We start from the raw sequence: 26,441 nt of genomic DNA, 5'->3' as shown, positions 1-26,441 counted from the left end.
GACAATCCCCTCTCTTTCACTTATTATATTTTATTTAGCATACCCATTAGGTTGCTTCTGATGCCAATTCCAAGCATGCTCAATGATTGTTTTCACATTTACATACTGAGGATCCCAACCTAACTTCTCTTTCGCTTTCTGAGAGGAAGCAACTAAACGTGCTGGATCTCCCGCACGGCGCGGTGCTACTTCAGCAGGAATTTCATGATTTGTAACTTCACGAACTGCATCAACGATTTCTTTTACGCTGAAACCATTACCATTTCCTAAGTTATAGAAATCACTCTCTCCGCCGTTCTGTAGGTCTTTAAGCCCTAAGAAGTGAGCTGCCACTAAATCTTCAACATGAATATAATCACGGATACAAGTACCATCTGGTGTATTATAGTCATCACCAAACATCATAATCTTCTCACGTTGACCCAATGCCACTTGCAATACAAGAGGAATTAAATGCGTCTCTGGACGGTGATCTTCCCCAATAATACCATTTGGAGTTGCACCAGCCACGTTAAAGTATCTGAAAGTCTTATAACGTAAATTAGAAGCTTGGCTATACCAATGAAGCATCTTCTCGATTGCTAACTTCGTTTCTCCATATGTATTCGTTGGATTTGTCATCGTTTCCTCAGTAATAAGGTCTACATCTACCTCACCATACGTCGCCGCAGTAGAAGAGAAAATAAACTTATCTGCCTTAAACTCATCCATTACCTCTAATAAACAAAGTGCACCGTACACATTATTATTATAATATTGAAGAGGCTTCTCCATACTAACTCCAACTAAAGAATCAGCTGCAAAGTGCATAACTGCCTCAATATTTTCTTGTGTAAAAACATCTCTTAAAAATGCTTTATCACGAAGGTCTCCATTATAAAACTTCGCACCTTCTGTAATTGCATCCTCATGACCAGTTTGTAAGTTATCTACTACTACTACAGATAAACCTTCGTCTACTAATTTTTTCACAGCGTGAGAACCAATATAACCAGCTCCGCCGCAGATTAGAATTGAGTTCATTGTCTTCCTCCTACATATATTAGGATTTCTTACTCACTCTCTTATTATAAAAGGTATACGATTGCTCGTATACCTTTTGTGTACCTTTATTACTTAGCAACGAAATAATCCGTTACATATTGTGCCCAAACTTCGTGTCCTTTAGCACTTGGGAAACCGAATTCTGTCTAAAGAAGTTGGGTCATTACCTATTACTTCGTCACTTCAAGATGTGCTCTTAATTTATTTGTTAAATCTTGTTTTGCTGCATCTGGAACATAGTAGTACCAAATACCATCAGCAGCCTTGTGACCGTCACCTGGGATTTGGATATCCTCACTATTTTTCAAGCAATCTTTATAATTCTTTTGCATATCAAACATTTGATCTTGCGTTAAGTTTGTCTTCACATTCTTTTGAATTGCTGCTAATACATCTCCATAACCTGTTAAAGAAGAGAAGCTTGCACCCTTCTTAATAACAGCCTGCATTACTTGACGCTGACGCATTTGACGTCCAAAGTCACCACGTGGGTCTTCTTTACGCATACGTGTGTATGCTAGAGCTTGGTCACCTGTTAAATGAATATTCCCTTTTTGGAAATGCTTCCCTTCTAGAGAGAACTCCAAATCATTATTTACATCTACCCCACCGACTGCATCAACGATATCTTTAAAGCCTTCCATGTTCACTTCAATATAATAATTAATAGGAACATTCAAGAAGTTTTCTACGGTCGCTACAGACATATCTACTCCGCCGAATGCATAAGCATGATTGATTTTATCGCTTTTGCCTTTTCCAACAATTTCTGTATACGTATCACGAGGAATACTTACTGTTTTCATAGAGTTATTTTTAGGATTTAATGTAATCACCATTAAAGAGTCTGAACGCCCTTTATCATTACCGCGCTCATCTGCCCCTAGTAATAAAATTGACACTGGTTCACTCTTGCTAACTTTTTCTTCAACTTTATTGTTGTTTTGATCACGTTTTAAAGGTTGATGAACTTCCTTTAATGTATTAGATACAGAAGAATATACATTATAGGCATAAATGCCTCCGCCTATTATTAGTACCCCAAGAATACCGAGTACCCAAAATAAAATTTTCTTTTTCATTATGCAACCCTCTTTCTTTCATCACCATGCATAGATTTTTCTATCATAAAATTCCAAGTCTATTAAATATGAAATAAGATTCTACCATAAAAATCATATAATGATATACCATCTTTCGTATCTACCTAAAATTCAAATCATTATTTTGCTAAACAGCATGTTATATACTGTTCCCACATTTCATGTACTTTAATATTCAACAATTATTTAATATATTACAAAACTTACATTAGCATAGCAAGAATGGTCGAGAAAATTTTTGGTTAAAATTACAAATCTAATTTTTTCATCTCCCATAACATTGAGAATGCATCGTTATTAGTACTATTGATAAATAAATCATTAATTAATATGCATATTTACAAAAGACGTTTACAATATCTTTATTATTGCAAATATTAACTTTCTCCTTAAATATTTTAATATCTTTTTTCAAACTTCAATTAATTTTTTCAAATCCCCTATATTCTTTAATCCAGCATTTGTTTAAAAATAAAGGGACTTAAGTATCGACATACCTTTATTCTTTTCTTCTTCATTCTAATATTTATTCACACCTTAAATCAACCTATGTTACCTCTCCTATCCCAAAACACTTCGCAAATTATGTTATGATATTTAGTATATTATAAAAAGGTTGGTGTTACACGAATGTCAAACATCCATGACTTAGAAGTAGCTAATAAAAAGACAAACGAACAAATAAAAATTGTATATAATGAAAAAGGCTACTACATTAAGAACTCACATGCACTTTCTTATAAAAATAAACTTACAGTTATAACACCTGTATACAATGCAGAAAAGGACTTAAAAAAAACAATTGAATCGGTCATAAATCAAAGCATTGGCTTCGATAATATCCAATATATCCTTGTAGATGATGCTTCAACAGATTCATCTAGAAATATATTATTGAAATATGCAAATAAATACAAAAATATAATTGTTGTATATCTTGCCGAGAATACAGGGACTCCTGCGGTTCCTCGTAATTTAGGAATCGAACTATCTACTTCTGAATATATTACCTTCTTAGATTCAGATGATTATCTTGAAGTCGATGGACTAGAAACTTTATATAACATATTAGAAGAAACGAAAGATGATTATGTTGTTGGTAAAACTATTAAGATCGAGTCTGATGGCTTTAGTATTGTCGGTGAACATCAATCTTGTAAAGAGCGAAGAAGTGTTTCACCATTTTCAATCCCGAATATGTTCCAGCATTTAGGGCCATGCGCTCGTTTAATGAGAGCCAGTGTTATTAAAGAAAATAACATCAAATACCCTGAAATGAAATTTGCAGAAGACAAACAGTTTTTCATAGATATACTTATCCATTCAAAATCAATTTCTACAACTTCAAAAACAATCTATTACGTAAATCGTCTAGATGAAAATAACAATTCTTTAACAACACAAACAGATGTCATTCAAAAAATGGATAGTAACATTGCTGTTATTAAATATGTGATTCAAAAAAACTTACCAATCAATGAAGAAAAAATAATTTTGAATCGTCTTTATGAATTTGACTCCATTACAAGACTCTTTAATCGCTATCATTTCTTTAGAAGTAAAGATAAACAAGCATATATTGATACATTTAATAAAGTACTAGAAACAACAAAAGATTTACGATATAATTTTTCACAAAATTTCTTCCATCCAATAAATAAAGTTGCTTATCAGTTATTCCTGAAAGAACAGTATGAAGATATCGCTACCTTATTTAAATGGGATAAACAAGAAAAAATTAAAAAATACGTGATTCAAGACAACTTACCGTACATGGTTTCTATCCTAAAAGGAAAATTGAAACATATTCGTGTCCCCATGCTTGCTGTTTTTAAATATGATCAATTCTATGAAGATACATATAAAGCAGAATTCCTAGTATATGGAGATTATATAAATGAAATTACTGATGTTATTTTTAGAGACCGACATGATATAGATAATGAATTCTCTGTGCCAGTTCATATAAATGAGCATGGGGAAGCGAAAATAGAGGTTAGGCTTGACGTCTTAAATCAATTTCCTTCTGCAAGCTATGCAATATTCCTTCGCTATAAAGATTATATGAAATGTAGCATTACAAAACTAAATGATAATCAATTAAAATATGCCAATCGTAACTTTAGATTCTATACAACGATTAATTCTAATTTAGGCTTTAAATTAAAATAAACAAAAAGGTGGTAGTCCAAGAGCAATAAGTCTCTTTGACAATACCACCTTTTTACATTTACTCTTTTTTATCACCTAGTGCAAATGTAATCTCAGCTTCACAAACTATTTCACTATTTACAGTTGCGACCGCCTTACCTTTCCCAATTGCTCCACGTACACGCGTCATTTCAACTTCTAAACGAAGTTGGTCACCTGGACGGACTTGTCGTTTAAAACGGCAATTATCGATGCCTGCGAAGAATGCTAAGCGACCACGATTTTCTTCTTTCTTCAACATGGCAACAGCGCCAACTTGTGCTAACGCCTCTACAATTAAAACACCTGGCATTACAGGATAATCTGGAAAATGTCCATTAAAAAATTCTTCATTAGCTGTAACATTCTTTATCCCAATAGCACGCTTTCCTTCTTCTACTTCTAAAACTTTATCCACTAGTAGAAATGGATAGCGATGAGGAATTATTTCTTTAATTTGTTGAATATCTAGCATACACTTCTCTCCTTAAACAAGATTGGTCATACCACCGGAAGTTATACTATCATTATCCCATTTTAACTCTCATTTGTCATTATAAAAAAGACTTTAGAATTTCCCTTCTAAAATAAAAAAATGTATACACTCTTTTCAATATGTATTATCTCTGACACGGAGGTTGAAAAGAGTGTATACCCAAGTTAGGGAAAGGCAAATTATATCAAATATATTAAGCCTTAATGTCGTATTCAAGATTTATTATATATGACAAAAATAAGAAATTAAAACCTAATTTTCGACCTTTTTCGTATTAATTCCCCAATATTACTCAGGATTTCTCTATTTTCCTCACATTCTCTTAAATGTGATATTTAGAAATATGAATTTTAATAAAAAATCATTAAAATAAAAGCAAAAAACGCTTGTAATATAATTTACATAACCATATTATAATAAAATGAATATATGATTTTATTCTAATTATTCAAATACCTTTATTTTTAGAAAGGAATCCAAAAATGGCAAAAGGTATACATACTATAGAGTTAAATACTTCACCAGATCAAATTTGGAAATTTATTAGTGATATAAACAATTGGGCTCCACTGGTCACTGGCTATGTTAAACATAAAATTATTGATGACAAACATTCAACTTGGCGTTTGCACGGTGATTTAGGATTTATTAAACGAGAGGTTAATCTCAATGTTGAAATTATTGAATGGCAAATGCCTAATAAAATTAGCTTTACGATGACTTCTCCAACTAAAAAATTAATTGGTAGTGGCTTTTTTCATGCTGAATCGATCTCTCCTTCTACTACAAAAGTAACGAGTCAGTTAGAATTACGAACAACTGGTACAGGAGCCTTTGTTTTTAACGGCGCAATAAAACCGTTTGTTCCTAAAATGACAAAGCAGCTTTCTAAAAAAGTGGCAGATAAATTAATGAAACAGTTATAAAAAAACCTCTCTGAAATTAAGTAGAATATAAAAAGGCAAAAGGATACTCCTTTTGCCTTTTCTTTATTATTCAGCTATCTCTTCCGCCGAGATCACCTTCATCTGTTCTATAGAAATACCATTTGATGTCGTAAATATGAAATCATATTTATTTGTACGGTAAATATAGATACTATTATCTTGACTTTGAATTTGTGGTGTTCCTAACGTTTGCAGTAATGTTTCTACCGGGATAGATAGTTTTTGTATTATAACAGAAACCACTTTTCCAGATGGGTTTAATTCCACCGCTAGCTTTCGATAGTATATGGTCTTATGAACATCTACTGTTTCGTCAATTGCTGGCCCTTGAAATTCATTCATTTGATCTTTTGTTTTTCCAAATGCGGTAGCCGCATGCTGTAGTATATCTGGTTGTTCAATAAATTGTTCAAGCTTGAGCTTTATATCATCATAAGATAACAATCGATCAAATGGAACAGCCGTTGTAATTGATTCACCCACCCAACCTTCCGTTCCATCTGCACGGATGAACTTCAGCCAATTCCCTTCACCGCTCTCATCTTGTTTTACTTCTTTTACAAGAATAGGTTGGCCGAAATCGAGCCTCTCAATATTAGAACTGCCCACAGATGGTCCACTACGAATATTAGCTTTAGCAGCCGTTATATATCTTATATCAATTTTTTGCAGTGGGTTTTCTTTCTTTTGTTCTGGCTTTGCTTGTACACTATCTTCTTGTTTATGAGAAGAAGCAAACCACTGATCTCGTTTGCTATAAGTAATTCCACCAGCTGTTATCAAAAGTACCGCTGCAAGAATAATTCCAGTCCATTTGAACGAGAACTTCTTCTTTTTCATACGTTTTTGGTACTGAAATGGTATATACTCTATCTGAGGAGATACTGCTTCAGTTGTCCCATCGCTCTGCCCTTTTACAAAGTCCTTCCCCGCCTGTTTTCGCTCTGCTTTTTCTTTAAATTGTTGTTTTTCTTCTTTGCTCATCGCCTTGTATTCTTTTAAAAACATTTCATACTGTGGCATAATTTCGTCTATCGGACCAAATCCTCGAATTTCACCGTACTGAAGCCACAATGCTTTTGTACAAAAACGCTTTACTTGTCCTATGGAGTGGCTCACAAAGAATATCGTTTTACCTTGTTCTTTAAATTCATTCATACGTTGTAAGCATTTATCTGCAAATGTCTGATCTCCAACAGATAACGCTTCGTCAATTACGAGGATGTCCGGATTAATACTAACAGAGATTGCAAATCCAAGACGTGATTTCATACCACTGGAGTATTTTTTTACTGGCATATCGATAAATGCTCCAATATCTGCAAAATCGATAATTTCTGGTGTCATTTGCTTAATTTCTTCTTTTGTGAAACCAAGCATTAAACATTTCAGTTCAATATTTTCGCGACCTGTTAATTGATTATTGAGCCCAGCTGCGATTGCAATTAATGAAACTTGGCCATTTGTTGTAACCTTACCTCCAGTTTGCATTGTGATACCAGCAATTAAATTAGAAAGTGTCGATTTTCCAGACCCATTTACACCAATTAGACCAATTACATCTCCTCGATTTGCTTCAAATGTGATATTTTGTAAAGCATAAAAATCTTCTCCGAAGCCACCTGGATATAGCATGTCTTTTAACCTATCGGCATTTTTACTATGCATTTTATATTTTTTTGTTACGTTATGAAACTTTACTGGATTGTTCATTATTTACAGTCCTCATCATAAATAATCTACAAAATATTTTCTAAACTTAATATGCAGTGCTGCGCCAATCAGAAATAGAACGAGAACACATCCCCAGAAATAACATGTATATGCTACTTTCTCATAAAACCAACTTGTTCCAAGAAATGCTCCTCGATATCCTTCTACGACATAAACAAATGGATTAAATTTCATCACTGTTTGTAGCAAAGGTGGTAATTTTTCTGGGGTCCATAAGATTGGTGTTATATATAACATCATTCGCATAACCGCTTGCACGATAATTTGAACATCGCGCACAATCGTTGCTAACGTCGATGTAATTAATACAATTACAAACACTAGCATAATAGTTGCTATCATATAGTATGGAAGTTGCAAGTAATGCCACGTTATCCCTCTTCCTGAAAGAAGAAAAGCAACTGTCACAATTCCTACTAAAATGATATGCTGATAAAAAACTGATAAAACAACATAACTCGGAATGACACTTAGCGGAAAGTTCATTTTTGAAACCATATTCATGCGTTTATATACCGACTTAGTACCTTGCATAACCGCTGGGTTTAGGAAGAACCAAACAACAAGTCCAGAGGATAACCAAAATACAAATGGTACACCATCGACACCCTGTCCTCCTCGTATACCAAGTCCAAATACAAACCAGTAAATGCTCATTTGAATGAGAGGATTCAATACTTCCCAAATCATTCCTAAATAATTATTGTTATTCGCGCTTTTCAATTCATAGATAGACAAACGCTTCATTAAATAGAAGTTGTTTACTTGTTCCTTAATGATCATGAACATTGCATTCATATGAATTATGCCTCTCTAAAGAAAATTTTCTCTACCACTCTTTTAGAAGATTGTCCATCTTCCACATAGCAGTAGCGATTATAAAAATCTTCGTATGTTGTTGCAAATTGATTCGTTAAGCACTCTTGCTCAATTCCCTGAATTGCCAAAACTACTTCCTCAGTTGTCATCACAATTGGACCTGGGGCCTCTTCTTCAAATTGTAAATAAAATCCTCTGAGCTTATCACGATAAGTAGCTATATCATACGTATAGAAAATTATTGGTTTACGCAAATTTGCGTAATCAAAGAAAACGGAAGAATAATCGGTAATTAGCATATCTGCAAGCAAATATAATTCGTTTATATCAATATGCTTCGAAACATCATACACAAATTTTCCGTATTTTGACAAATTAAAATCACTTGTAACTAAGTAATGCATACGCAATAGAACAATATAATCCTCACCGAGCTTCTCTTGTAAATACGCCAAGTCTAATTGTAAGTCAAATGTGTATTTACCTGTTTCATCAAATTGATCATCCCGCCATGTTGGTGCGTATAAAATGATCTTTTTATCTAATGGCAAGCCAAGTTTTTTCTTAGCTCCTTCAATATAGGTAGAATGATTATGCGTATATAAATAGTCATTACGTGGATACCCTACTTCAACTATTTCTTTTTCAAACTGAAACGCACTTTTAAATTTTTCTGTTGCATACGAACTTGGAGATAATAAATAATCCCATTTGCGTGATTCATAATAAAAATTGTTCTTATATTTTTTCGTTGTCGTTTCTGCCATATATACTTCTTCCATATCTTGCGCTAATTTCTTTAACGGTGTACCATGCCAGGTTTGTACATAGCTCGTATACCTTGGTTTTTCCATCCAAAGTGGCATTCGACTATTTGTTACCCAGTAAGAAGCCTTTGCCATATAGAAAAACCACGGAAGTGATAACCGCTTTACATAAGGTATTCGGTTTGCTTCAAACTGATCTACATACCGTTTGTCAACACTCCACACCATATGAAAGCTAGTATTTTGTTTAGCCAAATATTCATAGATTGCTTTCGGGTTACAGCTATATTGCCTCCCTAAATAACTTTCAAATACAATATATTTTTTCGAATATGGAATTTTACTACAAAGCGCAAACACAAACTTACATGCTGTAACGACAATTGATGTTTTTCTTAACCTCTTCCAAATACTCATCTTTATTGCTTCGCAACTAGATCTCGTTCATCTTTGCCCATACGATTCATTAGAGTATCTACTGCTTCTTTTGCATCTGCACCATTAAATAACACATCATAAATTGCGAACGTAATTGGCATATCAATGTTTTTCTCTTTTGCTAAGTAATATGCTGCTTCTGCCGTACGTACTCCTTCAACAACCATACCCATACTATCCAAAACATCTTCTAGTTTTTTTCCTTTACCAATCATGTTACCCGCACGCCAATTTCGACTATGCACACTCGTACAAGTTACAATTAAGTCACCTACACCTGTAAGGCCAGCAAATGTTATAGGCGTTGCTCCCATTGCACAACCAAGACGAGTAATTTCTGTTAAACCACGTGTAATAAGGGCTGCCTTTGCATTGTCACCATAACCAAGTCCGTCACTAATCCCTGCACCAAGAGCGATAATGTTCTTTAAAGCACCGCCTAATTCTACACCTAATACATCATGATTTGTATACACACGGAAATACTGATTCATAAACAAATCTTGAATCATTTCTGCAGCTTGTAAGTTATGAGATGCAGATGTAACAGTAGTTGGATGACGTAAACTCACTTCCTCTGCATGACTTGGACCAGATAATACAACAACTGCTTCTAATAACTCCGCTGGCATTTCTTCTTCAATTATCTCCGAAATACGTTTAGATGTTCCTGGTTCTATTCCTTTACTTGCATGAACAACCGTAATAGATTGATTTATTACATTTCGAAGTTGTGCCAATACAGGCCGAATTGCCTTTGTTGGTACAACTAGAAGAACCTTATCAACACCTTGCATAGCTTCTTGTAAACTCTCATAACCATGAATCGTTTCAGGTAATTCAATGTCTGGTAGATACATTTTATTTGTATGCTGTTCATTAATTTCACGCAATTGTTTAGCATTGTTTCCCCAAATACGCACGAAATGACCATTATCAGCCAATACCATTGATAATGCTGTACCCCAACTTCCAGCGCCGATGACTGTAACTGTATGATTCATCACATTTCCTCAACTTTCTCTATTGTTCTACAATCCAGTGTTACCTCATAAAAAAAGACAGGATAGCACCTAAAAATAGGAAAAGCTATCCTTCGTTCATCATAATACTTTAATATTACATACTACGCTTGAACACCTTTTGCACAATATTTTTTGCTGCATTTCCATCATCAAGATGACAGAACCTGTTATAGAACTGATCAAATTTCCCCTTGTATTCCGCTTCTATTTCTTCGATATTTTCAATTGCATCGATAACTTCATTAGATGTTTTTAACAATGGACCTGGTGCTTCTTCGGCAAAATTAAAATAAAAACCTCGCAATGTATCACGATATTTATCAATATCATACGTAAAGAATAATATAGGCTTACCTAAATTACTATAATCAAAGAATACAGAAGAATAATCTGTAATTAAAACATCAGAGATTACATATAGCTCAGCAATATCTTCATAATTTGATAAGTTATAAACAAACTCTTCCAACCCTGATATATCAATATTTTCTGCAATTAAATAATGCATACGTAATGCAACAACATATTTATCTCCAAGACGTCTTTGCATCTCTTGTAAATCTAGCTTTAGATTGAATTTATATTTACCTTTTTCATAAAACTCATCATCCCGCCATGTCGGCGCATATAAAACAACTTTTTTATCTGTCGGTATCCCGATTTTTTTCTTAATATCTTTAGCAATTTGTGTTTGCTCTTCTTTTGGATGATACAACAAATCATTACGCGGGTATCCAACATCTAATGTTTCTTTCTCAAATTTAAAAGCACGTTTAAAAATTTCTGTTGAGTAATCATTTGGTGAAACAAGATAATCCCATTTACGAGATTCATTAAAGAAATTACGTTTATATTTTTCAGTCGTTGTTCCTGGCATATGAACTTCCTTCATATCCGAGGCCAGTTTTTTAAGTGGCGTACCGTGCCACGTTTGTAAATAAATCGTTTCTGGACGTTTTTCTAAAAATGCAGGCATACGTGCATTTGCAACCCAATATTTAGAAGTTGCCATATAATAATAATATCTCCAGCTTAATCGTTTCACTTTCTTCGCTGAACCCGGAATGTCTTTCTTTGTATCATTAAATATCCAAATGAACTTCATATCTGGACACTGTTTTAACATTTCTTCATAAATATATCTTGGATTACAAGAATAACTTTTTCCAGCAAAACTTTCAAAAACAACCCTCTCCCGCTTAAGAGGGAGTTTCGTAAGAAATGAATGATATACCTCTTTATAAAGATCTTGTCTTGTTTTAAAAGCCTTTTTCCAGGATACATATGTATCTTTGCGCTTCATCCATTTTTGTGCAGCATTTGCTTTACCTTCTTGAATAGCTGCAATCTCCTTTCGTTCAAAGAAATTCCTCTTCTGAACTAATGAGTTTTCTAATTTGTTCATACTCTCACTTAATACATTGAACCATCTCATCCAAACATCTGTATTAGGTGCGACACATTTCCTAATATTCTTGAAGTAGAAATTCATTAGCTGACGATCCAGATAACGCGAAATACTAACATATTTCCCATAACTATCCTTCATTTTGTTATAGACATACAAAAAATCACCAATTTTTTCACGATCATCTAACAATGTTAATGTTGGATTCTCAATTGGCTCATAACAATCACCTTTTATATAAGTGGGAATATCAATCATCGGCAATGTTTTTACTTTTACAATAGCTGGGATTGAAAAAGTAATATCAGAAAAGAAATCTACCTTTTGATCAAATCGAAGTTTATGCATTTTAATAAAACTACGTTTTATTAAAATGTTAACAGAGGTTCTTCCACGCAACGCTTTCGTTTTCTGTCCTTTTGTATAAAAATGAACCTGTACATCTTCAATTGATTCAGGAATTTCTACATTATTTCTAAAGATTTTTCCTGCAATTGTATTGTACGGTCCGATATGCTTTAAAAATAGCTCCAATGTATAGGGAGTAATAAAATCATCTGCATCTAAAAAATAAATATAGTCACCTGTCGCCTTATTCACACCAAGATTACGTGCTTTTGCAACGCCTGATTGCTTTTTCAATTGATACATGTAAACATGAGCATATTTTCTAGTAAATTGATCAATAATGAACTTACTCTTATCAGTAGAAGCATCATTTATAACGATGATTTCTAAATTTTGATGTGTTTGTTCTACTACAGATTGTAAGCATCTTTCAATATAATCTTCTTTATTATGGACAGAAATTATTACACTAACTAAATCCATTCTTTCTTCTTCACTCTCCTTTTGTTTTATTGCTCACTAAATAGCAAGTTTACTAATTGTTTACTTGCATCTCCATTAGAATATTGATTCCAATGTTTTGCAAAAATATCAACTCGCTCTAAATTATAATCCTCTTGCCTAATATAACGAATTATATCGCTCTCATCCTTAGCAATATATCCTGGTACAAGTGATTCATATTCAAACCAAAAATCTCTTTCTTTCACATACATTTCTAAATCGTAAGGATAAAAAATCATTGGTTTTCTTAGTAATGAAAACTCAAAAGGAATAGAAGAGTAGTCTGTAATTAAAATATCGGTAATAAGTAGTAACTCATTAATATTTGGATGGGATGAATAGTCATATGCAAACTCCTTATATTCATCAGGTATTTCCATCTTTCTTCTTATAGCTGGATGTAGCCTTAATATCAAAATATATTCATCATGAAGATTTTCATATAGATTATCAATATCTAACTCAATATGAGAATCCATTAACCCCTGTTCCCGAAATGTAGGGGCATATAAAATTACCTTTTTCTTTCCAATCATCTCATTTTGGCTCTTTAAATCCACGATTACTTCGTTCTGCTTATCTAATTGAAAGAATAGATCTGTACGTGGAATTCCTGTTCGTACAATATTTTCCTCAGAAAGTTGAAATGCCTGTTTATAAATATCAGCTAGTAAATCAGAGCCAACAACTATTTTATCGAATTTATTATATACCTTCAAAAAACGCGCTTGTGCTCTTTTCGTTCGCACTTTCACACTTGACATTTCAACTCCGAACTTTTTGATTGCACCTGCAGCATGCCATAACTGTGTACATTGTACACCTTCTTTAAAATGTATAGCCGATAAACATCCAAAATAATTATCTAGCAAAACATGTTTTGAAGTTGCCATATGATATGTAGAAAGTATCGTATCGCGAATACTTAATGATTCAAAACGATACTTTTTAAGATTATATTTATCCAGATCATATTTACATGTCGATTTATAGAGTACAACTACCTCATCCTGTACTCGCTGCTTTATCATTTCTTCTTGCAAATGGAATAAATTTTCACCATATGAAATAACAAATGTCACTTTCTTTTTTATTGGGAAAATTTTACATATGTTAAATAGTGTTTTAAATATTAACAAATATATATAAATAACTATTTCGCGCATTGCTTCCTTCATCATTGAGCAACTTGTAATAATTCTTTCTTAATCTTTGTCGTTGAAATTCCCGCTGTACGTGGTAAGTACTTAACTTCACAATGAGACTTTAAAAAATCAAATTCACCTTCCCAATCATCACCCATAACAAATAAATCAACATCATGCTCTTGAACATCTTTTTCTTTTTGTTCCCATTCATGTTCAGGAATCACTTCATCTACGTAACGAACCGCTTCTAAAATCATTTTGCGATTTTCATAACTATGATAAGCTTTTTTTCCCTTTAGCTTATTAAATTCATCTGAAGATATAGCTACGATAAGGTAATCGCCCAAGTTTTTTGCTCTCTTTAATAAATTAATATGTCCCCAGTGTAATAAGTCAAATGTTCCATATGTAATTACCTTTTTCATAATTAAATTGTCCTCCTGTAATTTTTTTCTGAAAATATAAAAAAACATTAGGACCTTCCCCGCATCATTATTCAAATAACAAAAGCCCTATGTAAATCGCCAAGATTTACAAATTATTTACATTAAGTTCACATGAATTTCACACTAGCGATTATAACATAAATTTTATTGACCAACTATTACAATTAATATACATTTTATGTAATGCATACATAAAGAAAGCGCTAACAACGCTTATTTGTAAGTGTTTTTCCAGTATATCTTATTATATAAAAAAACCAGAAAAGAATTGCTTCTTTCTGGTTTTTTATTTACAATTGAATTTATTTTTTATCTCAAAGCACGCTTTGGTAATTTATCGATATTCTCTAACATAATACCTGTACCAACCGCAACACATTGCATTGGGTTTTCAGCAATTAATACTGGTACTTTTAGTTCTTCTGCTAGAAGCATGTCGATACCGTGTAGTAAAGCTCCACCGCCTGTTAGAATAACACCGCGATCGATGATGTCCGCAGATAGTTCTGGTGGTGTGCGCTCTAATACGCCTTTTGCAGCTTGTACAATGATAGCCGCATCTTCTTTTAGTGCTTCTGTAATTTCTTCAGAACATACTGTAATTGTGCGTGGTAAACCTGTTACCATGTCACGTCCGCGAATTTCAAGCTCTTCGCTACGTGCACCTGGGAATACTGTACCAACTTTAATTTTAATATTTTCTGAAGTACGTTCTCCAATTAACAGCTTATACTTACGTTTAACATAGTTTAAGATCTCCATATCAAACTTATCGCCAGCCATTTTGATAGAGGAAGAGGTAACAATATCACCCATAGATAGTACAGCGATATCTGTTGTACCTCCACCAATATCAACAACCATGTTACCGCTTGGTTGGAAGATTTCCATACCAGCACCAACTGCGGCTACTTTTGGTTCTTCTTCTAAAAATACTGTTTTACCACCTGAACGTTCAGCAGCCTCACGAATTGCTTTTTGTTCTACTGATGTGATATTTGTTGGACAACAAATTAAAATACGAGGTTTTGAAAAGAAGCTCTTTACGTCCAATTTGTTAATGAAATACTTTAACATTGCTTCTGTAATTTCGAAATCTGCGATTACACCATCTTTAAGTGGACGAATTGCTACAATATTACCAGGCGTACGTCCCACCATACTTCTTGCTTCTTCACCTACTGCTAATACTTTACCTGTGTTACGATCAATTGCAACAACAGATGGTTCATTTAATACAATACCCTTACCTTTAACATGGATTAATACGTTAGCCGTACCTAGGTCAATTCCGATATCTCGCGCAAACATTCCCGTTTTTTCCTCCTCGATATTCAAAATCAGGTTACACCCGAATTCTTTTACACCTAATTTCTGATTTTATCATAAATTTAACAGAAACGTAATATTAGCAAAAAGAATTCTTCTGAAAAATATTACCGAATTGACACGGAATGTTTGCGATCGCATATTTATTGACGGACCGGCTTTTCTACATCTTCTTTTCTATACTTTTGCTTTGTTGCTTCTCCGCCTCTTAAATGACGAATAGACTTATGATAATCAAGAATTTCTTTCACTTCATTTGCGAGCTCTGGATTAATTTCTGGTAGACGTTCCGTTAAATCTTTATGGACTGTACTCTTTGATACCCCAAATTCCTTTGCAATGACACGCACTGTCTTTCTTGTCTCCACGATATACTTACCAATCTTGATAGTTCTCTCTTTGATGTAATCGTGCACACCACTCGCCTCCCTAAATTGGATGTGAGAAGGGTGAAATGAGCCTCGCTGCATATGACTAAGAAGTAAGTGTGAGTGCTGTTTGTAAGCGTTAAACATTCTTGGATTTATAATGAAATGATTCACGATTTCTCACCTCAAACACTCTCTTTGCTTTGGTTTATACCATTGTATTGCCCGCACTACTGATATATGCTACATGTTCACTATTTTTGCGGACTAAGTTAAGAAAAATTACATTTTTTTGTGAGAAATACGTTAACAGTGACTATTTTGGCGAAAAAAAATGACACCTTATATATAAGGCGTCATTCTTCTCGCTCCAACTCTTCTTCTAATAACTGATGGTGGGGAACCTCTTTCTTACCAGCAATGTAATAATATAACGTGAATAAAACAAACAATAAAATAATAGCAGTCGACAGAACAAACAAAAATGACACAGTATCCCCTCCCTTTTGTAATATATATTCGAGAATCTCGTCATTTTTCCTTGTTATTGCAACTTTTTTCTCGAAATTGAGTATTTTTATATAAAGTGAAACTTTAATCAGTGGGCGCCATTTCCCACTGATTATTAGTTGAACCAATCGGGCTTTTACGGGCAGTTGACCCCAGGCCTAACTTCTTAGCTTTCACTGAATTTTGAAGTAGGGGTCTTACTGCCCGTTAATGCGGGGTGAAAGTAAAAAAATCAGCTCTCCTAGTGAGAACTGATTTTTTCACTTTTTTATTCTTGTGAAGAAGAACTGTTAGATGATTCCGTAGAACCATTTGTTGATTTTTCTTCTTTCTTCGGTTCTTCTTTTTTGTCACTAGTCGAACCGCTTGTTGATTTCTCTTCTTTTTGAGACTTGTCTTCTGTTTTACTTTCTGGTTTCGTGCTCGTTGACTTTTCTTCTTTTTGAGATTTGTCATCAGCTTTTTTACCAGAAGCGTTCGTTGCTTTTGCAGCGCCTGCTTCAGCTTTAATTTCTGCTACTGATTTATTTAAGTAGCGCTCAGGGTTCACAGCCACATTGTCTTTACGTACTTCAAAGTGAACGTGAGAACCTGCTTCTTTATTCATTGCACTTAGACCGGATTTTCCTAATACTTCACCTTGTGCAACTCGTGCACCTTTTTCTACTTTTACACTGCCTAAGCTTTGATAAGAAGCTGCTACACCATTTCCGCTATCAACTGTTACAACATAACCAAGAAGTGAATCTTTTTCAGCTTTCGTTACTGTACCACTTAAAGCAGCTGCTACATTGAATTCTTTTCCATTCTTCGCAGCAATGTCGATTCCTTTATTTGGGGAATATGTGTTGTTATAAAAGACAAGTGCTTTTTCTTGTTCCGCCTCAGTTGCTGCATCTTCATAGAATTTCTTCTGCACGACTACTTCCACACTCGCGGCAGCTGGCATTTTCACTACTTCTGAAGATTTCGTTACTGGTACTGCTGGATCTTCCGATTGTGTATACGGTGTTGCTTGATCTTGGTTCGGAGTCTTCTTCGGATTAGCTCCTTGGAACCATAGCGCAACCATTAAAATTACCGCTGCACAAGCAATGTATAGTGCCGGAAACACCCATCTTTTTTGAAATAAATGTACTACCTTTTGCGACTTTTTATTATTTCTTCCTCGCATTCCATCATCACCTCAGCAATCATTTTGAACAATATTCACGCATCCTATACAACCTATAACTAATTACTTTTCGACAAAATCTGTAAAAATATGTATAGGAATTGTAAAATTTCCGAGGAAATGATAGAAAAAAGAAAAAACTGAGCACTTTCGGCTCAGTTTTTAGTCTAATTGTTTCTTTTTATATACGATTAAACATACAACGAGAGAAATGATAAGCCAAACTGCAACATTTAATACATGCCCACCAATACTACTAAATCCGGCCCCACCTACTAAGCTGTTAAGTGCTTTTACAATATGAGATGTCGGAAGATATTCAATCATCGTCTTAATTGTTTTATTTTCAACTAGTGACTCAAATTGTACAGCTAAATACATCGTCATTAAAATAGGCATTCCAATTAATGATGTTTGTGGTACAGAAGATGCAAGTAATCCGATTATTGTTCCAAGCACGATAAATAAAATAGTTCCACATAGAAATATCAATCCTACCAATGGAATACTGATATTTAACTGATCTAAAATGAATAAATTTGCAATACAAATGGCCATCGTCAGACCTGCTGTTAATAAACTCTTTCCAAGAAGAACTTCAACAGAAGATGCTGGGGATAACATTAACACACGTAGTGTATGTTTTTCTTTTTCTTCTGCAATTACCATAGATTGAACAAAGCCTGCAACAAATAGGAAGGTCGTTATAGTCGTAGTGCCTAACATTTCCTTTCCTGCTCCAAATTTGCTAAATAAAAATGAAAATATAATTGGTAAAAATGCCATTAACAACACTTGTGAATTTGTCTTAAAATCTTGTACTTCTTTTCTAAAAATAGCTGATACACGTCTCATTGAAAATGTCATTATAATCCCCTCCCAGTAACTTCAATAAAGATATCACCTAAAGTTGGTTCGTGTGAATGAATGGATAGTAATTCACCTTTGTTCATCCATTCTGAAATGCGTTTTGCTCCTAATTCATCTTTTTTCACAATTTCTTTCTTCTTATCTGTTAACACAACTTGTATTTGATCTTTCGCGTATTGCAAGCGAAGGTTTTCTGGAGTATCAAGCGCTACAATTTCTCCACCGCATAGAAAGGCAATGCGATTACAAAGTGTTTCTGCTTCATCCATGTTGTGTGTCGTTAAGAAAATTGTTGTTCCTTCTTTATTTAAGTCTTTTAAGATTTTATGAATGTTTTGCACATTTACTGGATCAAGTGCGGATGTTGGTTCATCTAAGAAGAGGATATCTGGTTTATGAAGGATTGCTCTCGCTAATGTGACGCGCTGCTTCATTCCTTTTGATAACTTTTTCACTTGTGTTTTTTTATCATCTAGCAAGTTCACTTGTGCTAGTACTTCATCGATTCGTTCCTTTTTGCAATCGTATAAGTCACAAAATAATAGTAAGTTATCATAAATGCTAAGTCTTTCGTATAAGCCGCTATTGTCTGTTAAAATACCAATTCGTTTGTAATCAATGCTGCTTGGTCCTGTAATATCTTTACCTAATACTTTTACAGTTCCAATGCTATGAAGCAATTGAGATGTTAATATTTTTACGGTTGTCGTTTTCCCAGATCCACTCGGTCCGAGGAATCCAAAGATTTCTCCTTGCTTCACCTCAATATTTACATTTCGAAGTGCCGTTTTTCCGTTGAAACTTTTCATTACATCTTTCATTTCAATTGCCAATGTCATTTCTTCATCCCCTTTGTTTTTCTTATATAGATGAAATTCACTTTCGCAAGTTTCGATTTCGTTGTTTCGCTTTTCTTAACTCAATCATATGAAAAGCAAAGGGTTTACGCAGTAAAATACACGCAAAAGGAGTATTTTTACTGGTGAATGAATCGTATTTTGAGCTTATTGGAGCATCTTTTATATCCCAATTACACCTTTTAACTCATCCATTCTTCCTTTCGAAAGCGGGATCGAACTTTTTCTTTCGTCATCCAAAATTAAACTGAAGCTATTACGAGTCCACGTAATGACTTCTCGTACTCTTTGTAAATTCACAAGGTACGAGCGATGACATCTAAAGAACCCGAATCCTGTTAATCTCGCTTCTAGTTCACTTAACGTTAATGCACATACGAAATCACCTTCGCGTACATGAATATGTGTCACTCCGTTTTGCGTTTCAATGAAATGAATTTCCATCGGATCAAGTAAAATGATTTTATCGTTCACTTTCGCTGGAATTCTTTCAAGTTTCATTTGCGGAATCATTTGAACAACCTTTTCTTCATCCATCTCTTCCACTTCTTCTTGTTCGATTTCTATTTTTTTCACACCTTCATTGTTTAATATGTATACATCTTCTGTTAATGAAAGGGCGTCCGATAAAAAGGATGACGTAATAAAAATTGCTTTTCCTTGCTCTTTCATTTTCATAATTGATTTTCGAATAATAATCGTGCTCTCTGTATCTACATTTTGCTCCGGCTCTTCCAAAATAATTAAATCCGGATTATGAATCATAACCCGCCCAATATGAAGGCGACGTTTCTCTGAAAATGATAATTTTTCTATTTTAACGTTTAACTTATCTAAGAGACCGACATGTTGTACTACTTCTTCCGTGCTCATATTTGATTCATAGAGTCCTATTAAAAACTTGAAGTATTCCTTTACCTTCAAACGATCGTATGCTTCATCTTTCAAAAAACAAAAGCCAATGCGAGAATAATTTTTCTTTCCAATCGATTCTCCCTCAAATAACACGTTGCCAGTTGAAGCTTCTTCCTCACCAATAATAATGCGGTGCAACACTTTAGCTGTATGGTTATTACATTGCAAAACAACACATTGTCCTTGCTCAACCCTCAGTTCAACTGCCGGTAACTGATTCGTCTTCCCTAATTGTTTCAACTCCAATAACGCCATTCTGTCTCCCCCAAATACTTTTTATCCTATTATACCAAACAATTAATGGAAGATTTAGATATTTTATGAAGTACCATGAAAAGAAGGCTATCCAACTGAAAGGATAGCCTTCTTCTCTAGTTTTGCTCTACCATATACGTCTTGAGCTGATCACGCAGCGCTCGTTTTAGAAACTTCCCTACAGATGTTTTCGGAATTTCGTTTACAAATACATCCTTCCAAATCAACCGTGACAATGTCTCCTGTATGGAGCCAACCCTCTTTCATTGACTTCTTCTGTACACTCATCCTTATAATAGCTCCCAGCGATCCACGGACCCCTTAAACAGAGTTCTGTCATCGCTGAACATTGACGATTTTTTTAATATATCAACAGTTCGACAATGATAACCTATCTACTAACAAAAGAAAAACCGTCCCAACATACCTCTTGGGACGGTTTATTCTGTACCTTACTTCTTCACCATTAACTTTCCTTCATAATCATTCATCGACTTTATTTCAACGCCTTTGTAATAATGAGCAACGATATCTGTATATTTCTTGCCTTCCGCTGCCATGCCATTTGCTCCGTATTGGCTCATGCCAACGCCGTGGCCGAAGCCTTTCGTCGTAACGACGATTTTATCTCCATCTTGTTTCCACGTGAAGTCAGAAGAGCGTAAATCTAATTTGTCACGCACATCTCTTCCGGTTAATGTTTTCCCTTGGAACGCTACATCTTTTACACGTTTCCCTTCTGTACGCCCTTTAATATCACCAACCTTCCCGTCTGCTAGCACTTTCACACCGAGACGTTTTTGGAAGTCAGCTACTGTAAATGTTTGCTCGCTCGTAAACTTCGGAGAAGCTTGATCCCACGGACTATCTACGCTCTTTAAGTACGGATAATCATTTCCCCAGTAATCAGCCGCATTTTCTGTCCGGCCATTACTCGTTGAGAAGAAGGATGCTGAGATTGGTTTTCCATCGTATGTTAAAACTTGTCCTGCGGTTTTCGAAACGGCTTCTTCGATTTTCTTCAAATTATTTTCGTAGTTATTACCCCATTGTTTCTTCAATTCTTCTTTACTTTTGTATACTTGATCTTTCACCGTATCTGTCACGTCCGCATTGTTTTTCTTTCCTCCGCTTAGCATACGCTGCACCACAAATGTTCTTGCTGCTAATGCCTGCGCCTTTAGCGCCTCTATTTCAAAACTGGCATTCATCTCAGAAGCTACTACACCGGTCACATACTCCTCCATAGGTAATGTATCTACCTTTTTCTGTTTCTCACGATATACAGCAACTTGAACCGCTGTATCCACTTTCCCTGGAGCTGGTATACTTTCTATCGCTGGAGGAGTTTTAGAAGCTGCTTCTTCCCCTACCTTTGCTTTCGCAAACGGAATAACAAGAGCAGCAGGTACAATGATAACGAGCGCTATGAGAAGCGCTACTGTGATGAAAAGTGGCTTTGAAAATTTCATCTTATTTCCCCCAATATGAAAAAGCTTTACTCCATTCATTCTTATGGAACAACTCTTTCTTTTAGAACATACTTAAGGGGAACCACTTAAAACGAAAATTTTCTAAATATTTTTACTGGTACTTGCATAAGTATAGAATTTATTGACTATAACAGTAATAACCCCAAAAAAAATAGCCCCTACGTCAAAAGACGTAGAGACTATTTCAATTAAGCATGAAGATCAGAAACTTCTTGTTCTTTCACTTCTTCTACTTGTTCGTTTACACGTTCAATAGTTGCACCTAATGCAGCTAATTTCTTATGGAAATCTACATAACCACGGTCAAGATGCTTTAACTCAGTTACACGAGTGTAACCTTCAGATACTAAACCAGCTAAGATTAATGCAGCAGCAGCACGTAAGTCAGTTGCGCCTACTTCAGCACCTTGTAAGCTGTTTGGACCGTTCATAATAACAGAACGACCTTCAATTTTAATATCAGCATTCATACGACGGAATTCTTCAACGTGCATAAAGCGGTTTTCGAATACCGTTTCTGTAATCATACTTGTTCCATCAGCTTGTAGTAATAATGCCATCATTTGTGATTGCATGTCTGTTGGGAAACCTGGGTGAGGCATAGTTTTAATATCAACCGCTTTTAACTTATCTGGGCCGATAACACGTACACCTTCATTTTCCTCAATAACTTTAACACCCATTTCTTCCATTTTCGCTGTAATTGAGCGTAAGTGTTCAGGTACAGCATTTTCAATTAAGATGTCTCCACCAGTAATTGCCGCTGCAACCATGAATGTTCCCGCTTCAATACGGTCAGGAATAATAGAGTGGTTTCCACCATATAATTTATCAACGCCTTCGATACGAATCGTTCCAGTTCCAGCTCCGCGTACTTTCGCTCCCATCGCATTTAAGAAGTTAGCTAAGTCAACGATTTCTGGTTCTTTCGCTGCGTTTTCAAGGATTGTTGTCCCTTTTGCTAATGTAGCTGCAGACATAATGTTTTCTGTCGCGCCCACGCTTGGGAAGTCTAAATAAATTTTAGCTCCTTTTAGTTCTCCCTCAACGTATGCCTCAACAAAACCATTACCAACCTGTACTTTTGCTCCCATTGCTTCGAAGCCTTTTAAATGTTGGTCAATTGGACGTGAACCAATTGCACATCCACCAGGAAGTGCAATACGAGCACGACCGTTACGTGCAAGTAATGGTCCCATTACTTGAACAGATGCACGCATTTTACGTACATATTCAAATGGTGCTTCGATGTTTAGTTCTTTAGAAGCATCGATTGTTACTTGATTATTTTCAAATACGACTTCAGCATTTAAATGACGTAATACCTCATTAATTGTGTATACATCAGACAAAACTGGTACTTCAGATAGTACATTCTTTCCATCACTCGCTAATAGGGCTGCAGCGATTATAGGTAATACAGCATTTTTTGCGCCCTCAACACGCACTGTGCCGTTTAACCGCTTTCCGCCACGGACGATGATCTTTTCCAAATTATTCCCCTCCGTGTCCTTTTTTCAGTATCTATTCACTCAATACTCAGAAGTTATGATCGGTGTGCCAACCACAATTGTATCTTTGTTGTCTGTAGAACGTATTGCTATTTGCACATTTATTTTCTCTCTATTTGTTGAAAGAGCGTCATCCCACTTTTTATTGTATGCGGAGACTGACACAAATGCTCTTTCTTCTATCTGTTCGATCGCTCTTGCTGAAAGATCTTTCAAAACCTGATTGGTTTTATTTTGCAAAACACCTTCAATCTTATCATTCAGTACACCTTGAACACAAGTGTAAATTATAGGTTTTTCACTAAAAATTTTATTTGTTTTCTGAATGTACTTCGGGTCCCATTTCGCCCCACTCACTTCGAAAATAATGAAAGTGTTTTCTTTAGTATTTTCCTTACTCCATGTTACTACTACTCGTTCTTCATAAGAAGAAAATTTTTTATAGGATGTAGCTTTATATCCATCTGGAGATTGCTCTAATTCCCACTTTTGAATATTCGCCTTGTCCTTCACATCGTTTAACAACTTTTGAAACGTATGTATATTAGAAATTGTTTTTGTTTCTCGCGCTAACCATGACCACTTCTCTACTTTAGCATTATTTTTCTCTAAAGTTGCAATCATGCTCTCCATTTTCTGTTCATCGCTGATTGGTTTCATTTCTCTATATCCAACCAAAAATAAAACAACACTTATCACAACAATAAGAATGGCTTTAAGCTTCAATTTCATCCCCTCCTATCCCCATTGTTAACGGAGATATGAGGTTCTATACACTTACTTTACTAAATACGTTAAACTCTTTGAATAGCCTAAATAATCAAGGAAAAAGTTACTTACAGATGTCCCAATTGTAATTGTAATTAGGATGAGTAATACTCGCGTCTGCATCACCTTTCCAGGCTTCATTAAACGCTCAATGTGAATACCTTGTAAGGCCCACCACGTAATGGTAATAAACAATAAATGCGAAACGATGGCAATCAGTGCTTGTTGCCCTAAAAGATGTGCCAAAAAATCGACCCCTTTTTACCCAGCTACTACTTACGAAATACTATAAAAACGATACCATAATAAGTAGGAGCCACACTTTTTCAAATACAAATAATCATCTTACATTTCACATCGTAATTTGCTCTCAAAAAACGTATACCTACATGCATTTTCAATTGTAGTTCACACAAAATAAAAAGCGCAGAGTAACAACTCCACACCTTTTATTTTCACTATTGTACCACGTTCCCTAGGAAGAAGAAATCCTTCATTAATGGAAAATATTCATAAAAGAAATTGTATCCGATCATCGGCATAATCCCTAGTATTACAATCGAAATTGCACAAAGGCTCATAACAATCTTTATATTGAATGGCAAACGAATTTTCTCTTCCACTTCTCCCGTCCGGAAAAACATTTGCTGTAGAATACGGAAATAATATACGAATGAAATGATTGTCGTTCCCATCATAATAGAAGCTAGTACGTAATGAGCTGGCTCTACATGCAGTGCACCTAAAAAGATGTTAATTTTCCCGATGAAACCAGCTGTTCCTGGTATTCCGGCCAACGATAAAATAAAAATCGTCATCACTATCGCTGTAAATGGCGACCTTTTATATAATCCGGCGAAAATGGTAATATTTTCTTTGTTACTTTGTAAGATTAAGCCGTGGATAATTGCAAAAGCGCCTATATTCATAAGCATATACGCAAGCATGTAAAACCACATGCTATCCATCGTAAATGGTGATAATGCTACAAGCGGAACGAGTAAATACCCCGCATGTGCGATTCCCGAATAGGCAAATAGGCGTTTTACGTTATATTGCTTTAACGCTACGACGTTTCCGATAATCATCGTAATACTCGCTAGCACTGCAATGTATATACTCATACGTCCGTATAAAGATTGCATATCTCCTTGCACCGATACACTTGCAAAAACCATGAGAAACAGACGAATAATGAGTAGGAACCCAGCAATTTTAGAAATCGTTCCAAGAAAAGCAGTAACAGGGGTAGCCGCTCCCTCATACACATCTGGTGCCCACATATGAAACGGCACCGTCGCAATTTTAAACGAGAGTCCAACGAGTAATAGTAAAAATGCGAGAGCTAACAATAACTGAATACCACCAGCAAGCTCCCCTGCGAATACTTTTTGCATATCCACGATATTAGTTGATCCTGTAATACCGTATAAATAACTCATTCCAAAGAGCGTAATTGCCGTTCCAATTCCTCCGTTAATGACATATTTCATGGCCGCCTCGTTTGATGCACGGTTCTTTTTTCGTATTCCTACTAAAATATATGAAGAAAGTGAAAGCAATTCTAAACCGACGAAAAGTGTAATGAAGTCGACACTAGAAGCCATAAACATAGCCCCAAGAAGTGCCATTAAAAATAAATAATAATATTCTCCCTTATCTTCAATGGGATTCTTCTTATCATCGCTCATTGCGGTGCATAAGATGAGGGCCGCTCCGCCTAACAACAACGTTTTGAACCCTTTTGAAAACCCGTCTAACACGAACGATCCGTTTAAAATATCTCCTGTCGGTTCACCATATAGCGTAATTAATGACACAATTGCTAATATGACGGCTGCGATTGCACTAAGCGCTACATATCTATGGTTCAACTTAAAAAACAAATCACATATGGAAAGAAGGATGGCAGCTCCGAGAATTATGAATTCTGGCACCATGAGATGCCATGATAAGCTAAGTAACGTATTCATA

The 26,441-nt window shown here is 35.1% G+C and carries 24 protein-coding genes and 1 pseudogene; 2 read left to right on the top strand and 23 right to left on the bottom strand.

What is annotated here, in order from left to right; genetic code table 11:
• Positions 1-30: 30 nt before the first annotated feature.
• Both galE and tagU read right to left on the bottom strand, forming a co-directional pair.
• Positions 31-1,023: a UDP-glucose 4-epimerase GalE gene (gene galE, locus MR115_RS08285; protein ID WP_242240801.1), complete on the bottom strand. Its 993-nt coding sequence runs from the start codon at positions 1,021-1,023 to the stop codon at positions 31-33.
• Positions 1,024-1,214: 191 nt separating this feature from the next.
• Positions 1,215-2,126 carry a polyisoprenyl-teichoic acid--peptidoglycan teichoic acid transferase TagU gene (gene tagU / locus MR115_RS08280; protein WP_242240798.1) on the bottom strand — a complete coding sequence of 304 codons (912 nt, stop codon included), beginning with the start codon at positions 2,124-2,126 and terminating at the stop codon, positions 1,215-1,217.
• 651 nt (positions 2,127-2,777) lie between these two features.
• On the opposite strand from tagU, the gene MR115_RS08275 reads away from it, so the two are divergent.
• Positions 2,778-4,319, top strand: coding sequence for a glycosyltransferase family 2 protein (locus tag MR115_RS08275; RefSeq protein ID WP_242240796.1), 1,542 nt, complete (start codon positions 2,778-2,780; stop codon positions 4,317-4,319).
• Between the two features lie 58 nt (positions 4,320-4,377).
• Here MR115_RS08275 and fabZ read toward each other — a convergent pair whose 3' ends face one another.
• On the bottom strand, positions 4,378-4,812 hold the full coding sequence (gene fabZ, locus MR115_RS08270; RefSeq protein WP_242240794.1) for a 3-hydroxyacyl-ACP dehydratase FabZ: 435 nt from the start codon (positions 4,810-4,812) through the stop codon (positions 4,378-4,380).
• 503 nt (positions 4,813-5,315) lie between these two features.
• On the opposite strand from fabZ, the gene MR115_RS08265 reads away from it, so the two are divergent.
• Positions 5,316-5,759 carry an SRPBCC family protein gene (locus tag MR115_RS08265; protein WP_242240792.1) on the top strand — a complete coding sequence of 148 codons (444 nt, stop codon included), beginning with the start codon at positions 5,316-5,318 and terminating at the stop codon, positions 5,757-5,759.
• A 66-nt stretch (positions 5,760-5,825) separates the two neighbouring features.
• Here MR115_RS08265 and tagH read toward each other — a convergent pair whose 3' ends face one another.
• From tagH to nuoN, 20 genes and pseudogenes are all read right to left on the bottom strand, one after another.
• Positions 5,826-7,493: a teichoic acids export ABC transporter ATP-binding subunit TagH gene (tagH, locus tag MR115_RS08260; protein WP_242240789.1), complete on the bottom strand. Its 1,668-nt coding sequence runs from the start codon at positions 7,491-7,493 to the stop codon at positions 5,826-5,828.
• Positions 7,494-7,508: 15 nt separating this feature from the next.
• Complete coding sequence (locus MR115_RS08255; protein WP_046960122.1) at positions 7,509-8,312, bottom strand: ABC transporter permease; 804 nt, start codon at positions 8,310-8,312, stop codon at positions 7,509-7,511.
• A 5-nt stretch (positions 8,313-8,317) separates the two neighbouring features.
• Positions 8,318-9,517, bottom strand: coding sequence for a CDP-glycerol glycerophosphotransferase family protein (locus MR115_RS08250; protein WP_098633353.1), 1,200 nt, complete (start codon positions 9,515-9,517; stop codon positions 8,318-8,320).
• A gap of 2 nt (positions 9,518-9,519) precedes the next feature.
• On the bottom strand, positions 9,520-10,542 hold the full coding sequence (locus MR115_RS08245; protein ID WP_242240786.1) for an NAD(P)H-dependent glycerol-3-phosphate dehydrogenase: 1,023 nt from the start codon (positions 10,540-10,542) through the stop codon (positions 9,520-9,522).
• A 115-nt stretch (positions 10,543-10,657) separates the two neighbouring features.
• Positions 10,658-12,802: a bifunctional glycosyltransferase/CDP-glycerol:glycerophosphate glycerophosphotransferase gene (locus tag MR115_RS08240; protein WP_242240785.1), complete on the bottom strand. Its 2,145-nt coding sequence runs from the start codon at positions 12,800-12,802 to the stop codon at positions 10,658-10,660.
• 26 nt (positions 12,803-12,828) lie between these two features.
• Positions 12,829-13,989, bottom strand: a complete 1,161-nt coding sequence (locus MR115_RS08235) for a CDP-glycerol glycerophosphotransferase family protein (protein ID WP_046960151.1) — start codon at positions 13,987-13,989, stop codon at positions 12,829-12,831.
• 11 nt (positions 13,990-14,000) lie between these two features.
• Positions 14,001-14,396, bottom strand: a complete 396-nt coding sequence (tagD, locus tag MR115_RS08230; protein WP_242240784.1) for a glycerol-3-phosphate cytidylyltransferase — start codon at positions 14,394-14,396, stop codon at positions 14,001-14,003.
• Positions 14,397-14,726: 330 nt separating this feature from the next.
• Complete coding sequence (gene mreB / locus MR115_RS08225) at positions 14,727-15,728, bottom strand: rod shape-determining protein (RefSeq protein WP_000457990.1); 1,002 nt, start codon at positions 15,726-15,728, stop codon at positions 14,727-14,729.
• Between the two features lie 161 nt (positions 15,729-15,889).
• Positions 15,890-16,162: a sporulation transcriptional regulator SpoIIID gene (gene spoIIID / locus MR115_RS08220; RefSeq protein WP_000544012.1), complete on the bottom strand. Its 273-nt coding sequence runs from the start codon at positions 16,160-16,162 to the stop codon at positions 15,890-15,892.
• A 308-nt stretch (positions 16,163-16,470) separates the two neighbouring features.
• Positions 16,471-16,605, bottom strand: coding sequence for a hypothetical protein (locus MR115_RS08215; protein WP_000008903.1), 135 nt, complete (start codon positions 16,603-16,605; stop codon positions 16,471-16,473).
• Between the two features lie 287 nt (positions 16,606-16,892).
• A complete protein-coding gene (locus MR115_RS08210; RefSeq protein WP_242240783.1) occupies positions 16,893-17,798 on the bottom strand; it encodes a stage II sporulation protein SpoIIQ in 906 nt (301 codons plus the stop codon).
• Positions 17,799-17,960: 162 nt separating this feature from the next.
• A complete protein-coding gene (locus MR115_RS08205) occupies positions 17,961-18,665 on the bottom strand; it encodes an ABC transporter permease (protein ID WP_242240782.1) in 705 nt (234 codons plus the stop codon).
• On the bottom strand, positions 18,665-19,507 hold the full coding sequence (locus MR115_RS08200; protein ID WP_061679412.1) for an ABC transporter ATP-binding protein: 843 nt from the start codon (positions 19,505-19,507) through the stop codon (positions 18,665-18,667). Before MR115_RS08200 ends, MR115_RS08205 begins: the two co-directional genes overlap by 1 nt.
• A gap of 180 nt (positions 19,508-19,687) precedes the next feature.
• Positions 19,688-20,695, bottom strand: coding sequence for a LytTR family transcriptional regulator DNA-binding domain-containing protein (locus tag MR115_RS08195; protein ID WP_242240781.1), 1,008 nt, complete (start codon positions 20,693-20,695; stop codon positions 19,688-19,690).
• A gap of 116 nt (positions 20,696-20,811) precedes the next feature.
• Positions 20,812-21,035, bottom strand: a pseudogene (locus tag MR115_RS08190) (hypothetical protein); the annotation flags it as partial.
• Between the two features lie 112 nt (positions 21,036-21,147).
• The gene (gene spoIID, locus MR115_RS08185) at positions 21,148-22,167 is read right to left on the bottom strand and encodes a stage II sporulation protein D (protein WP_098962319.1); all 1,020 of its coding nucleotides are present in this window, start codon (positions 22,165-22,167) and stop codon (positions 21,148-21,150) included.
• A 209-nt stretch (positions 22,168-22,376) separates the two neighbouring features.
• A complete protein-coding gene (murA, locus tag MR115_RS08180) occupies positions 22,377-23,681 on the bottom strand; it encodes a UDP-N-acetylglucosamine 1-carboxyvinyltransferase (RefSeq protein ID WP_061679415.1) in 1,305 nt (434 codons plus the stop codon).
• 39 nt (positions 23,682-23,720) lie between these two features.
• Positions 23,721-24,425: a YwmB family TATA-box binding protein gene (locus MR115_RS08175; RefSeq protein ID WP_373605270.1), complete on the bottom strand. Its 705-nt coding sequence runs from the start codon at positions 24,423-24,425 to the stop codon at positions 23,721-23,723.
• 51 nt (positions 24,426-24,476) lie between these two features.
• Positions 24,477-24,713 (bottom strand): DUF1146 family protein, encoded by a 237-nt coding sequence (locus tag MR115_RS08170; protein WP_071724788.1) that lies wholly within the window; start codon positions 24,711-24,713, stop codon positions 24,477-24,479.
• A gap of 212 nt (positions 24,714-24,925) precedes the next feature.
• Positions 24,926-26,440, bottom strand: a complete 1,515-nt coding sequence (gene nuoN, locus MR115_RS08165; protein WP_375337813.1) for an NADH-quinone oxidoreductase subunit NuoN — start codon at positions 26,438-26,440, stop codon at positions 24,926-24,928.
• Position 26,441: the final 1 nt, after the last annotated feature.

The sequence above is a fragment of the Bacillus cereus group sp. BfR-BA-01309 genome (genome assembly GCF_022664315.1).
Lineage (GTDB): Bacteria > Bacillota > Bacilli > Bacillales > Bacillaceae_G > Bacillus_A > Bacillus_A mobilis.
Note: the sequence above shows the minus strand (reverse complement) of the source record. Positions and strands in the feature narration are given on the sequence as shown.

Coding starts and splice junctions, on each gene's coding strand:
- galE (WP_242240801.1), bottom strand. CDS start 1,023: ATGAACTCAATTCTAATCTGCGGCGGAGCTGGTTATATTGGTTCTCAC.
- tagU (WP_242240798.1), bottom strand. CDS start 2,126: ATGAAAAAGAAAATTTTATTTTGGGTACTCGGTATTCTTGGGGTACTA.
- MR115_RS08275 (WP_242240796.1), top strand. CDS start 2,778: ATGTCAAACATCCATGACTTAGAAGTAGCTAATAAAAAGACAAACGAA.
- fabZ (WP_242240794.1), bottom strand. CDS start 4,812: ATGCTAGATATTCAACAAATTAAAGAAATAATTCCTCATCGCTATCCA.
- MR115_RS08265 (WP_242240792.1), top strand. CDS start 5,316: ATGGCAAAAGGTATACATACTATAGAGTTAAATACTTCACCAGATCAA.
- tagH (WP_242240789.1), bottom strand. CDS start 7,493: ATGAACAATCCAGTAAAGTTTCATAACGTAACAAAAAAATATAAAATG.
- MR115_RS08255 (WP_046960122.1), bottom strand. CDS start 8,312: ATGAATGCAATGTTCATGATCATTAAGGAACAAGTAAACAACTTCTAT.
- MR115_RS08250 (WP_098633353.1), bottom strand. CDS start 9,517: ATGAGTATTTGGAAGAGGTTAAGAAAAACATCAATTGTCGTTACAGCA.
- MR115_RS08245 (WP_242240786.1), bottom strand. CDS start 10,542: ATGAATCATACAGTTACAGTCATCGGCGCTGGAAGTTGGGGTACAGCA.
- MR115_RS08240 (WP_242240785.1), bottom strand. CDS start 12,802: ATGGATTTAGTTAGTGTAATAATTTCTGTCCATAATAAAGAAGATTAT.
- MR115_RS08235 (WP_046960151.1), bottom strand. CDS start 13,989: ATGCGCGAAATAGTTATTTATATATATTTGTTAATATTTAAAACACTA.
- tagD (WP_242240784.1), bottom strand. CDS start 14,396: ATGAAAAAGGTAATTACATATGGAACATTTGACTTATTACACTGGGGA.
- mreB (WP_000457990.1), bottom strand. CDS start 15,728: ATGTTTGCGCGAGATATCGGAATTGACCTAGGTACGGCTAACGTATTA.
- MR115_RS08210 (WP_242240783.1), bottom strand. CDS start 17,798: ATGCGAGGAAGAAATAATAAAAAGTCGCAAAAGGTAGTACATTTATTT.
- MR115_RS08205 (WP_242240782.1), bottom strand. CDS start 18,665: ATGACATTTTCAATGAGACGTGTATCAGCTATTTTTAGAAAAGAAGTA.
- MR115_RS08200 (WP_061679412.1), bottom strand. CDS start 19,507: ATGACATTGGCAATTGAAATGAAAGATGTAATGAAAAGTTTCAACGGA.
- MR115_RS08195 (WP_242240781.1), bottom strand. CDS start 20,695: ATGGCGTTATTGGAGTTGAAACAATTAGGGAAGACGAATCAGTTACCG.
- spoIID (WP_098962319.1), bottom strand. CDS start 22,167: ATGAAATTTTCAAAGCCACTTTTCATCACAGTAGCGCTTCTCATAGCG.
- nuoN (WP_375337813.1), bottom strand. CDS start 26,440: ATGAATACGTTACTTAGCTTATCATGGCATCTCATGGTGCCAGAATTC.